Below are 11,866 nucleotides of genomic sequence, written 5' to 3' on the forward strand. Positions count from 1 at the left end.
CCGCCTTCATAAGTTTCCCATTATAAACTTTTCGGCTAGCGTGCGGTATGATCGGACGCACGCTTCTCATCTTCCTCGCCGTGTTTTGGACCTATGCGTCGCTGCCCGCGCAAGCGCAGGCGGGGCAGCGTCTGGCCCTTATCATCGGCAATTCGGCCTACAGGACCGCGCCGCTGCCGAACCCGGTGAATGATGCCGCCCTGATGGCGGAGACGTTGGCCGGGCTAGGATTTGCCGTGAAACTCCACACCGACCTGACCCGGCGGGACATGCGGCGCGCGATCGTCGATTTCGGACAAACCCTGGAAGAGGCGCCGAGCGGGTCCGTGGCGCTGATCTATTACGCCGGCCACGGCATCCGCATCGACGGGGAGAACTATCTGATCCCGGTCGACGCCGAGATTTCCGATCCGCTGGACGTAAAGATCGAAGGGGTGCAGGCCTCGACCGTGCTGGAAACGCTCAACCGATACGAGGGCCTGAACATCGTCGTGCTCGACGCCTGCCGGAACAATCCGTTCGAAGGCGGCACACGGTCGGGCGGCGGCGGTCTGGCCCGCATGGATGCGCCGACCGGCACGCTGGTCGCGTTTTCGACCGCGCCCGGCCGCGTGGCGGAGGACGGTGACGGCAGCAACAGTCCCTATACCAGGGCGCTCGCGCGTTCGATGCAGATCCCGGGATTGAAGGTGGAGGATGTCTTCAAGCGGGTGCGGGTCGAGGTTCTGGAGCGGACCAGCAATCGCCAGGTGCCCTGGGAATCCTCCTCCCTGATCGGGGATTTCTATTTCAACGGACAGGCCGCCGCAGCCGTGCCGCCCGCGGCGCAGCCCGTCCCCGTGCCGCCGGTCCCGCGCCAATCCATCATCAGCGGCGATATCGAACGAGCCATGGCCGATCCACTGCCCGGTCCGTCCGGCTTGTTGTTTCCCGATACGCTGGAGACGGTCGACAAGGTTCCCGCGACGCAACCGACACCGGTCGACGGGGTTTGGCGCTTGGATATCACCGGGGGCACGCGGTTCAGGATCGAACAGGGGAGGCTGTACACGGTCGACGGCTACCACTTGCTGCCGGTGACCTCGGTATCGCCGGGCAAGATCACCGGGCACAGTTTCAAGCGCGACAAGGCCGGGTCCTATATCGGCTATGACGTGACGATCTCCGGCCCGGTCTACATGACCCTGCAGCCGGACATGACCCTGAAGATCGTCGGCGACGGCGCCGTGATCGATTTCGAGAGTTACATGACCCTGGTTGCCGCCGACGATCCGGCGGCTTTCGAGGAGGAATTGCTCTCGGTTCGGGCGGCTGAATAACGGTTCTCTCAAAAATCGTTGGCAAAATGGGGCGTTTGGGCCTATTTCCCGCGCCATGAACACAACACCTGAAAACGCAGCCCCGGCCGCGCCCGCGAAAGTCGGCCTGGTCAGTCTCGGCTGCCCCAAGGCGCTCGTCGATTCCGAACGGATCATCACCAAGCTGCGGTCCGAAGGCTATCAACTATCCCCCGATTACGACGGGGCGGATGTGGTTATCGTCAATACCTGTGGCTTCCTGGACAGCGCCAAGGCGGAAAGTCTTGAGGCGATCGGCGAGGCGATGGATGAAAACGGCCGCGTCATCGTCACCGGCTGCATGGGCGTCGACGAGGATCTGATCCGGACGCAGTTCCCGAACGTGCTGGCCGTGACGGGCCCGCAGCAATACGAGCAGGTCGTCGGCGCGGTGCATGATGCCGTCCCCCCGGCGCACGATCCGTTCCAGGACCTCGTCCCGCCGGAAGGGCTGCGCCTGACGCCGCGGCATTACGCCTATCTGAAGATTTCCGAAGGCTGCAACAACAGCTGCAGCTTCTGCATCATCCCGTCGATGCGCGGCAAGCTGGCCAGCCGCCCGGCCGCCAAGGTGATGTATGAGGCGGAACGCTTGGTGAAGGCGGGGGTTAAGGAATTGCTCGTCATCTCCCAGGATACCAGCGCCTATGGCGTCGACCTGAAATATGCCGAGAGCAATTGGAACGGTCGCCCGGTGAAGGCGAAGTTCTACGACCTGGCCGAGGCGCTGGGCGAACTCGGCGTCTGGGTGCGGATGCACTACGTCTACCCATACCCGCATGTGGATCAGGTCATCCCCCTGATGGCCGAGGGCAAGATCCTGCCCTATCTCGACATTCCCTATCAGCATGCCAGCCCCAAGGTGCTGAAAGCCATGCGCCGCCCGGGCAAGACCGAGCGGACGCTGGACAACATCCAGTCCTGGCGGCGCGACTGTCCGGACCTCGTCCTGCGGTCGACCTTCATCGTCGGCTTCCCCGGCGAGACGGAGGAGGACTTCCAGTACCTGCTGGACTGGATGACCGAGGCGCAATTGGACCGGGTCGGCTGTTTCAAATACGAGAATGTCGACGGCGCGGCGGCCAAGGAACTCGACGGCCATGTGCCGGACGAGGTGAAGCAGGAACGCTGGGACCGCTTCATGGCGCATCAGCAGGCGATCAGCGAAAAGCGCCTCGCCGCGCGCGTCGGACAGACGCTGGATGTCCTGATCGACAGCGTCGACGGGGAAGGGGCCGTCGGGCGGTCCTATGCGGACGCGCCGGAAATCGACGGCAATGTCTTCATCGACGACCCCCGACGTCCTGATGGGGGCGACCTCAAACCGGGCGACATGGTGAAGGTCGAAATCGACGAGGCAAGCGACTACGACCTGTGGGGACAGGTCAAGGGCTGATCTCAGCCCCTCCCTTCCGTCACTGCAACGAGATCGACGAGTCCACCGGCACGTTGCCGCGAATTGTCTGCAGCACGACGCAATAGCGTTCGGTCAGCTTGTGCAGGCTGGCCAGTTGCTCTTCCGACGCATCGGCATCCAGTTCGAATTTGAGCTCAATGGCATCGAGGCCGACTGGTGCTTCCCTGTCGACGCCCAATGTGCCGCGCGCATCGAACACGCCGCTGGCCGTGACCGTGCCGTCACGGACAGGAATGTCGAGCGCGGTGGCGACCGCTTTCAAGGTGACGCCGGCGCAGGCGACAAGCGCTTCCAGCAGCATGTCGCCGGAGCAAAGCTGCGATCCGTCGCCGCCGGTCGCCGGGTGCAGGCCCGCTTCCGCGATCGCCTTGCCGGTCTCGATCCGGCAGGCGATACCGTCGCCCAGCCGTCCCTCGGCCTTCAAGATGACCCGCGCGGCATCCGGGTTGTCCCGGTACTTTTCCTTGATCGGCGCCTGCAGGGCGCGCAACTCATCCGCCTTCATGGCGTTTCCCCTTCCAGTGTTACGATTGTTGCCCGAAGGCTAAGCGCGTGGCCGGGGCGGGTCAAAGCCCTGACCGGTCCTAACCCGACACGCTTGCGTGAGGTCGCCCTAGCCCTTTGCCGCTTCCAGGATCATGGCGGAAGCTTTTTCCGCGATCATCATGGTCGGTGCGGCGGTATTTCCCGACGTGATGGTCGGCATGACCGAGGCATCGACGACGCGCAGGCCTTCCACGCCGCGGACCCGCAGGCTGTCGTCGACGACGGCTTCCGGATCGTTCCCCATGCGGCAGGTGCCGACGGGATGGAAGATGGTGGTGCCGATCTTGCCGGCGGCGTCGGCCAGTTCCTCTTCCGTCTGCAATTGCGGGCCGGGCAGCAGTTCCTCCGGCTCGTGCCGTTTCATGCGATCCGTCTCCAGCACGATCTGCCGGGTCAGCTTCAACGCGTCGGCCGCAACCTTGCGGTCGCCTGGCGTCGACAGGTAGTTCAGCTTGATCGCCGGTTGGTCGCGGAAATTCGGCGACTTGATATTGATGCTGCCGCGGCTTTCCGGGCGCAGATTGCAGACGCTCGCCGTGAAGGCGGGGAAGGGATGCAGCGGATCGCCCAGCTTGTCGGTAGAGATCGGCTGGATGTGATATTCCAGGTTCGGCGTCTCCAGCGACGGGTCGGACCTGGCGAAACAGCCGAGATGGCTGGGCGCGCTGGTCAACGGCCCGGTGCGGAACAGGGCGAATTCGATACCCATCAAGGCCTTCTGGAAGGTTGAGTTCACCCGTTCGTTCAGCGTCTTGGTGTTCTTGACCTTGTAGACGGTGCGGATCTGCAGATGATCCTGCAGGTTCGCGCCGACGCCCTTTGCCTCGTGCACGATATCGATCCCGTGCTCCTGCAACAGCCCGCCCGGGCCGATCCCGGAAAGCTGCAGCAGATGTGGTGAGCCGACCGAACCGGTCGCCAGGATGACCTCACCGGTCGCTTCCGCCGTCACGGGTTCGCCGTTGATGGAGAAGTCCAGCCCCACGGCGCGCTTGTCCTTGAACAGCACCCGTTCCGCCTGGGACTTGATCTGCAGGGTCAGGTTCGACCGATGCTTGATCGGATGCAGGAAGGCCTTTGCCGCGCTCCAACGCAGCCCCTTGCGCTGGGTGACGTGGAAATAGCCGACGCCCTCATTGGTGCCGCGGTTGAAATCTTCGGTCTTGGGAATGCCGTGCTCGATGGCGGCCTCCATGAAGGCGTCCAGCACTTCCACATGGCTGCGCCCGTCCTGAACCGGGATCTCGCCGCCCTCGCCATGCAAGTCGTCGGCGCCGTGCTGAAAGTCCTCAGCCTGCTTGAAATAGGGCAGCACGTCGGTCCAGCCCCAGCCGGTATTACCCATCTGGCGCCATTGGTCGTAATCGCGGGCCTGGCCGCGCATATAGATCATGCCGTTGATGGAGGAACAGCCGCCCAGCACCTTGCCGCGCGGATAGTTCAGCGCCCGGCCGCCCAGGCCTTCGTCCGGCTCGGTCATCATGCACCAGTCGGTGCGCGGATTGTGCATGGTCTTCAGGTAGCCGACGGGAATGTGGATCCAGTACCAGTCGTCCTTGCCGCCCGCTTCCAACAGCAGCACACGCTTCGTCCCATCCGCCGTCAGGCGATTGGCCAGCACGCAGCCGGCGGACCCCGCGCCGACGACGATATAATCGAACGAGCCGACCGAACGGCGATTTCCCGCGGCGCCCCCCGCTGTACCAGATGCCATCAGACGATCCTCCCAAAAGACCATTTCTTGTCCCGCAGCCTAGGCAGTGGGAGGGGGCCGGGCAAGACGGCGCGCACCCCCATTCCCTGCCGCCCATCACAACGCTTTTCACCTGACGGCGCGCCGTGACAGACTTAAGCGGTCGGGAGGGGAGGCTTTCGGTATGGGCGTGCCGATTGAGATCAGTGACGCAGACATAACGGCTTACGAGCAGGACGGCGTGGTCTGTCTGCGGGGCGTCTTCTCGACCGAATGGATCGACCTGATGCGGGGCGCGGTGGAGGACGCGATGGCCGCTCCCGGCCCGTTCGCGGAGGACTATGCCGACCCAGCCAGCGGCGGGCGCTTCTTCGGAGATCTTGATGTCTGGAAGCGCCACGCTGCCTTCCGGAAATTCGTGCTGGAATCCCCGGCGGCGGAGGTGGCGGGCGGTATCATGCGCTCAGGCACCTCGACCTTCTTCTACGACCAGCTTCTGGTGAAGGAAGGCGGCACGGCGGAACGCACGCCCTGGCATCAGGACCAGCCCTATTGGGCTGTGTCGGGACGGCAGGTCGCCTCCCTCTGGGTGCCGTTCGACCCGGTGCCCAAGGACGTCTCGGTTGAATACGTCGCCGGCAGTCATCTGTGGCAGGCGCACAACCCCTATCACTTCTCCGACGGCACACCCTATGAAGGCACCGACCTGCCGCCGCTGCCGGAGATCGAAGGAAATCGCGGCGACTACCGCATTCTCAGTTTCGCGCTCGAACCCGGCGACTGCCTTGTCTTCCAGGCGATGGTCGTCCACGGCGCGCCCGGCAACCCGTATAAGTCCCGCCGCCGGGCGCTCGCGACACGCTGGCTCGGTGACGACGCCCGCGTCTTCAAACGCAAGGGAGAAGTCGCGATCCCCACGACTGACCCCGGCTTCGCCCATGGTGAACGGTATCGCGGCGAAGACTATCCAACGGTTTGGCGGAGCTATTGACCGTCGAATGCCGAGTCACGCCACCCGGCTGCTGACCTGAATGGCGTTCTGGGGGGAGAGGCAGTCGGCGACGGCTTGTCGGTAGGCGGCCATATCGGTCGGGAGGCCGATGGTGCCGCGGCTCATGTCGTCGCGGCGGGCCAGCGCGACGGCGGCGCTCCAGCTTTCATGACGTTCGAACTGCTGACGCTCGGTCTCGCCCATCGGGCCGCCCAGTTCGGCGAGCGCCCGGAAGGCCTCGTCGCTGAGCGCGTCGCGGTATCCCTTGTCCAGCGCGAAGAGCCAGCGTTTGGCGATCTGATGCAGCCGGACGGGTTCGGAAATGGCCGGCGGGAAGTAGCGCGCCAGCCAGGCGGCGCCCACCTTCTCGCTGCACCGCGTGGCGGCTGCGGCGCCGTCGGGTCCCTGATGCTCCAGCAGAATCTTGCCGGTATCGTGCAAAAGAGCGGTCACCACCTCATGGTTCGGCGCGTTTTCCCGTCTGGCCAGTTCGGCGGTCTGCAGGCTGTGATCCAGCAGCGACAGGCCGTGCCCGGCCGCAATCTCCTCCCCGGCTTCCATCAGCCAGGCCAGAAGCCGGTCGGAAAACCGCAGGGGATCGCCCGAATATTCCGGTGCGCTCGCATACATGGATTGGTGCCTCGGTACCATTGCCAGGGTGAAAACGCTGCTACGCTACATGGTGGTGCAAGGTAGCAACGACTATAGGTCATTTTAAGGCAATTACCGTGACGTTTCTGTTTCAATATTTGAAGAAACCGTACGCCGTTACTTTATTTTCATGCGTTTTGCAGTAAAACGCAGGTAATTAACACTTTCGATTTATCGATCAATTTCGGATTTGTTGAGGCACCGGCATCAGAAACCGGCGATCCGTTGCAGCAGGGCCGGGTTGTCCCATTGCGGCTGGCGGTCCTCCAGCAGGATCCGGTGGGCGGTGATATCCGCGCCGGGCTCGGGCGGGCCGGTCAGCACGATCTGCAGCCAGCGGGCGACGAGTTGGTTGTTGAGGTCGTCGATCAGCAGGGACGCGGTCAGTTCCAGCGCTTCCCGGTCCGGCGGCGACAATGCGTGCAGGTAATCCGCCAGCGCGGCCGGCAGCAGGATCCATTTGTCCGGCACATAGCGCAGTTCGACCGTGATCGTCTGGCCGCCGTACGAGGTCAGTTTGCCAGAGAGATGGCAGAGATAGTCGGTCTGCGGAATTGGGTTGGGCGTCGTCGCGATGGCCGACTGCCGCCGGATCCGTTCGTCCTCGGTGTCGAGGGGCGGTTCCGCGCCCGGTTCGATATCGGTCATATACTCAGGTCCTCCCGCACCCCGTCCGACCCGGATGGTCCGTCCACGGCGGTCAGGTCAAAGCTTTTCACCACATGATAACCGACTTGCCCGGTGAGCCCCAGGGCGGTGACGGTATCGGCGAACAGGGTCTGGATGTCCCGCCGCATGTCAGAGGGCAGGGCGGCGTGGGTCCGGATCATCAGGTCGATATGTTTCTTCTCGACGATGTTGTCGAACTGGAAGGGGCCGAGCCGGGTGAAATTCACCTCGATGATGAAGCGCTGACCGGTCTTGGTCTTTTCCCTGCCCTCGTCCTGGGCCTGGTTTTCCTTGTCGCGCAGATAGAGTTTCAGGGCCTCGATCTCGCCGCCGACCGAAACCGGCAATTGATAACTGCGCCATTCGCCGCCCGCGCTGTCCATCGCCTTGCCGCGCAGCGCGCCGAGGTCCCGGCTCAGCCGGTCCACGGACCCGCGCCGCGTGCGTTCCAGCGTTCTCACCGCGTCGCCGCCGAGCCAGCGCGGCGCACCGCCCAGCCGGACGGCCTGCAGCAGAAACAGAAGGGCGGTGCCGAGTTGCGGGCCGGCGGTCGGGATCAGGGATTGCGCGATCTGCTGGGCGGCGCCGGGATCGGCCTGCTGCAGCAGGGCGAGGGCTTCCTGTAGCGCCTGGAACGGTCCGCCGCCAACCTGACGAGCGACGGCCTGGCCTGCATGAACGGCGCCGCCGGCTGCCGGTGGAGTCGGTTGCGCCGTGAATTCCAGAACCAGGGCCGTGCCGGAAGGCACCGGACGTGACCCGACCGGAACGCTGAAATGGCCGAGCGGGGTGCGGACCAGCGCGGCGCCCGAGGCGGTCTCCCCGATCACCGACCCGATCACGACCGGCAGGCCGGGGGCCGCACTGTTGGTCAGACCCGCGACGGCGGGTGCGGGCGTTCCGGGCGGCAGAATGGCGGCGAGCCGGACGGGAACGGTGGATCCCGCGGCGATCGACCCGGCTGTCGCTGCGTTGCTCTGCGCGCTCGGGGCTGCACCGGCGGGGCCTTGCGCCGGGTTGGTGGCCGTCGCGATTGTCTTCGCCCCGGCACCAGTACCGATACCAGTACCGACCCCGGCGGCGGATGGCGTTGGCGCGGCCTGCGGTCCGGCGGCTTGCCCCGGTATCGCCGGATTTCCGGATCCGGGCGCGGTGAAGGAAACCTGGACGGTCTGCAAAGGTGCCTTGCCCGTGGTCGTGAGCGTCAGGCCGGAACCGGGCGGCACCGCAATCGGAAGCCGCAAAGTGATTGTGCCGAAGGTCGTCTGGATGGTCACCGAGCCCGCAGAAGGGGGCGCGGTTCCTTGCCCGGGCGCCGGGATTGCCTGCGGTGCCGCAGTGACGGTGCCCTGAACGGTCTGGCCCGCGATCAAGACCCGGCTGAGCGACGGCGATGCGGTGACGACGGTCGCCACGGTCGGCTGCTGCGGAAGCGGCGCCTGACTGGGTGGGATTTGGTCGGTAGGGGGTGCGGTGACCGGTTGACCTGCCGTGGGCGGAGCGGGTTGCGCCGGTGCATTCTGTGTTGGCGCGTTCTGGGTTGGCGCGTTCTGGATCGGGGGAGGCGGCGTCGCCGGCGGTGCAGCCGGAGTCGGTTGAACGGGGGTCGGTTGAACGGGTGCCGGTTGAACGGGGGCTGGTTGAACGGGAGCCGACTGTACCGGTGTTGATTGCACCGGCGGCGGCTGAGGCGAGGGCGGCGCGGCGGACGGTTGGGATGCGCCTGAGGACTGTGCCGGCGGCGCGGCAGGTTGCTGCTGCGGCGCGGTCGTCGATGGCGATCCGGCAGACGAAGACGGCCCTGAAGGCGTGGACGATCCCGACGCAGAGGCCGATCCCGAAGAGGGGGGCGGCGCGGAGCGAGACTGCTGGGGCGCCGGGGCCGATTGAGCCGGGGCCGATTGAGCCGGTGCTGATTGTGCCGGGGTTGATTGTGCTGAAGTCTGTAGTGGCGACGGCGCCTGAGCCGGGTTCGATTGTGGCGGTGGCGCCGGTTGCGTCGTTGCCGTGGGTTGAGCCGGTGGTGCCGGTTGAACTGTCGGCGGCGGGCTTGGCGACGATGCTTGAACGGCTGCCGTGGCGGAGGCTGTGGGCGGCTGCGGCGGCGTTTGCTGACCGGCGGGCGGTTGCGCTTGCGGCGGCTGTTGTGGGCCCGTGCCGGGCGGATTGACCGCCGTGGCCGTCACCGTCGCGCCCTGGGTCAGGGTGGTGACGACGGCGGGCGGCCGTTCGGTCGCGGGAGGCTGGCTGACCGTTTGTGCCCCTGTTGGCGACCCCGTTTGCGATTGCGGCAGTGACAGTCGGATCTGTCCTTCGCCCGTGCCGGGCTGAAGCGTCACCGGGCTGTTGGCCGGAATTTCAACCGCGGTCTGCAGGGTCACGGATCCCGCCGGTGTCTGAACCGTGACTTGTCCGACCGTCGGTGTGCCGGTCACGGTTCCCTGCAGCACCGTGCCTCTGGAAAGGGCTTGGGTTACGGCCGCATCGGCCCGCAGCACGGCGGCAGGGGTCTGGCTTTGCCCGGACGGTGTCGGCTGGGCCGGTTGGCTTTGTCCGCTGGGCGGCAGGTCGATGGACGAACTCATGCTCCGGTCATCCCGAGCGCGCGCACCGTCATTGTCCCGCCGACGGCCCTAGAGTTGGATCCGGGCGGCGATCGCTTCCACGTCCGACGCTGCGGCGCTGGTGGGCGACCGTGTCAGCAACGGCATTTGCGCGCGGATGCTTTCCCTTACTTTGTTGTCCTGGCGGATGACGCCCGCCAGGGGCGGCGTGAACTTCAAGAAATTCGTGCAGGCCTTCGCCAAGGTCTCATAGGTTTTCTTACCGGCGGCGGCGTTCTCGGCCATGTTCACGACGATCTGGATATTTTCGTGCGTGCCGGCCTGATGCGCCACTTTGATGAAGGCATAGGCGTCGGTCAGGCTGGTCGGTTCGTCGTTGATGACCAACAGGCAGAGATGCGCCGGCGCGGCCAGGATCTGAACCGTGCGGTCGACGCCGGCTCCCAGATCCAGAACCACCGCATCGAAATTCTTCGAATAGTCCGACAATTCCTGCCGAATGCGCAGCAGCCGGGGCGGCGGCAAGGTGGCCAGTGCCCCGCCGCCCGAACGGCCCGCCAAAATATCAAAACCGCCGGCATCGTAATGGGTGGTCACGCCCTTCATTGATGCCTTGCCGGCGGCAACCTCGCCGATATCCCGCTTCGGCATCAGCCCCAATTGGATATCCACGTTGGCCAGGCCCAGATCGCCGTCGAATAAAAGCGTCTTGCGTTTCTGGCGCGCCAGGCAATGGCTCAAGGTGATCGAGAACCAGGTCTTGCCGACGCCGCCCTTGCCGCTGCCGACCGCAATCATCCGGCTGCCGTCGATGGCGGCAAGCGAAGCCTTTTGATTGGCGTCACTCATTACGAAACCCTTTCCGCTCCAGGCGGTTCACTATGCAATCGACTTTATTCATGACGCGGTCTGCTTCTCGGAGGACTTCTTCGGTTTCGGCAGCAACATCCGGGCCAGGGTGGCCGGGTCGAGCGGCTGAAACCCATCGGCGATCCGGGGGGAGCGTCCGATATCGGAAAGAGCCAGATCGCTCGCCACCGCCGCGGCCAGCATGGAGCCCAGGCGGCGCGCGATATCGTATCCGGTGATCAACAGCCGCGTCGCGCCTGCGGGCCGGAAGGCCTTGGCCAGATCCGTCGCCTCTTCCGCGTCGCGGCCGGCGGTCAGGACCAGGACCGGTTCCAAGTCGCCGGCTTCGGCCAGTTCGACGATATGCGCCAGTTCTTCCAGATTGAACGGATTGGTGCCCGGCGTGTCGATCACGATCAATTCGTCCGGCGGCAGTTTCTGCAGCGCCTGCGAGAGGATTTTGCCGTCGCTGACCACGATCATGTTGGCGCCCAGCTTGTCCGCATAAAGCGCCAATTGTTCCATCGCCCCGATCTTCAGCTTGTCCGCGCCGACAAGGTGAACCGGCAGACGGTTCGTTGCCTTGCGGCCGTCCGTCTCGTCCTGGATCAGCGCTTCCGTTCTGGGGTCCTTCAGCGCGGCGCGCGCCGCCAGTTTGACGCAGCCGACCGTCTTGCCGACGCCGGGCGGCCCGATCAGGATCAGCGGCCGTCCGTTCGTATCGTCCGGCAATGGGTCAAAGCGGAAGACCTCGCCGAGCGCATGGGTCAGCGCCTTGATCGGGTCGCTTTCCTCCAGCATGGAGGCTTCGTCGACCAATCGGTCGGTCAGGTCCGGCGGCGTGCCGTGCCGCTCCAGCGCCTCGGTGATCGTTTCGATCACATCGATATCGCCGCCCAGGTTTTCGAAGGGGTCTTCCTCCCGTTCCACGGCGGCGGTGACGCGGGCGCCTTGCGGGCCGCCGGATTCATGGGTGGCGACGATAATGGCGTCGTCCCCCAACTGCTCCCGCACCAGGGTCATCGCGTCCTGCAGCGATTTGGCGTGAAAGGTCTTAAGGCGCATCGCGTTCCGTCATCGGTAAAACATACCCCCGAACTCTGCGACGGTCCGGGCACGGGGTCAAACCCGCTGCGATCATCGGCGCGC

At 65.2% G+C, this 11,866-nt stretch carries 11 protein-coding genes; 4 read left to right on the forward strand and 7 right to left on the reverse strand.

The window, feature by feature from the left end:
* The first annotated feature begins 47 nt into the window (after positions 1-47).
* Positions 48-1,319 (forward strand): caspase family protein, encoded by a 1,272-nt coding sequence (locus ACQK2G_RS05155; RefSeq protein ID WP_425403957.1) that lies wholly within the window; start codon positions 48-50, stop codon positions 1,317-1,319.
* Between the two features lie 55 nt (positions 1,320-1,374).
* Positions 1,375-2,733: a 30S ribosomal protein S12 methylthiotransferase RimO gene (gene rimO / locus ACQK2G_RS05160; protein WP_425403958.1), complete on the forward strand. Its 1,359-nt coding sequence runs from the start codon at positions 1,375-1,377 to the stop codon at positions 2,731-2,733.
* Between the two features lie 19 nt (positions 2,734-2,752).
* On the opposite strand, the gene ACQK2G_RS05165 is transcribed toward rimO, so the two are convergent.
* Both ACQK2G_RS05165 and ACQK2G_RS05170 read right to left on the reverse strand, forming a co-directional pair.
* Positions 2,753-3,259, reverse strand: a complete 507-nt coding sequence (locus tag ACQK2G_RS05165; protein ID WP_425403959.1) for an OsmC family protein — start codon at positions 3,257-3,259, stop codon at positions 2,753-2,755.
* A gap of 108 nt (positions 3,260-3,367) precedes the next feature.
* Positions 3,368-5,014 carry a GMC family oxidoreductase gene (locus tag ACQK2G_RS05170; RefSeq protein WP_425403960.1) on the reverse strand — a complete coding sequence of 549 codons (1,647 nt, stop codon included), beginning with the start codon at positions 5,012-5,014 and terminating at the stop codon, positions 3,368-3,370.
* 163 nt (positions 5,015-5,177) lie between these two features.
* Here ACQK2G_RS05170 and ACQK2G_RS05175 point away from each other — a divergent pair, with 163 nt between their 5' ends.
* Complete coding sequence (locus tag ACQK2G_RS05175) at positions 5,178-5,984, forward strand: phytanoyl-CoA dioxygenase family protein (protein WP_425403961.1); 807 nt, start codon at positions 5,178-5,180, stop codon at positions 5,982-5,984.
* Positions 5,985-5,999: 15 nt separating this feature from the next.
* Here the strand turns inward: ACQK2G_RS05175 and ACQK2G_RS05180 are convergent, their stop codons facing one another.
* From ACQK2G_RS05180 to ACQK2G_RS05190, 3 genes are all read right to left on the reverse strand, one after another.
* A complete protein-coding gene (locus ACQK2G_RS05180) occupies positions 6,000-6,614 on the reverse strand; it encodes an HD domain-containing protein (RefSeq protein ID WP_425403962.1) in 615 nt (204 codons plus the stop codon).
* 228 nt (positions 6,615-6,842) lie between these two features.
* Positions 6,843-7,283 carry a hypothetical protein gene (locus tag ACQK2G_RS05185; protein ID WP_425403963.1) on the reverse strand — a complete coding sequence of 147 codons (441 nt, stop codon included), beginning with the start codon at positions 7,281-7,283 and terminating at the stop codon, positions 6,843-6,845.
* Complete coding sequence (locus tag ACQK2G_RS05190) at positions 7,280-8,719, reverse strand: hypothetical protein (protein WP_425403964.1); 1,440 nt, start codon at positions 8,717-8,719, stop codon at positions 7,280-7,282. Before ACQK2G_RS05190 ends, ACQK2G_RS05185 begins: the two co-directional genes overlap by 4 nt.
* 164 nt (positions 8,720-8,883) lie before the next feature.
* On the opposite strand from ACQK2G_RS05190, the gene ACQK2G_RS05195 reads away from it, so the two are divergent.
* A complete protein-coding gene (locus ACQK2G_RS05195; protein ID WP_425403965.1) occupies positions 8,884-9,474 on the forward strand; it encodes a hypothetical protein in 591 nt (196 codons plus the stop codon).
* 463 nt (positions 9,475-9,937) lie between these two features.
* Here the strand turns inward: ACQK2G_RS05195 and ACQK2G_RS05200 are convergent, their stop codons facing one another.
* Positions 9,938-10,717, reverse strand: a complete 780-nt coding sequence (locus ACQK2G_RS05200) for an AAA family ATPase (protein ID WP_425403966.1) — start codon at positions 10,715-10,717, stop codon at positions 9,938-9,940.
* Between the two features lie 48 nt (positions 10,718-10,765).
* A complete protein-coding gene (locus tag ACQK2G_RS05205; protein ID WP_425403967.1) occupies positions 10,766-11,782 on the reverse strand; it encodes a GTPase in 1,017 nt (338 codons plus the stop codon).
* Positions 11,783-11,866 lie beyond the last annotated feature (84 nt).

It is taken from the genome of Hwanghaeella sp. (assembly GCF_965227365.1).
In the GTDB taxonomy this organism is placed as follows: Bacteria; Pseudomonadota; Alphaproteobacteria; order UBA8366; family Aestuariispiraceae; genus Hwanghaeella.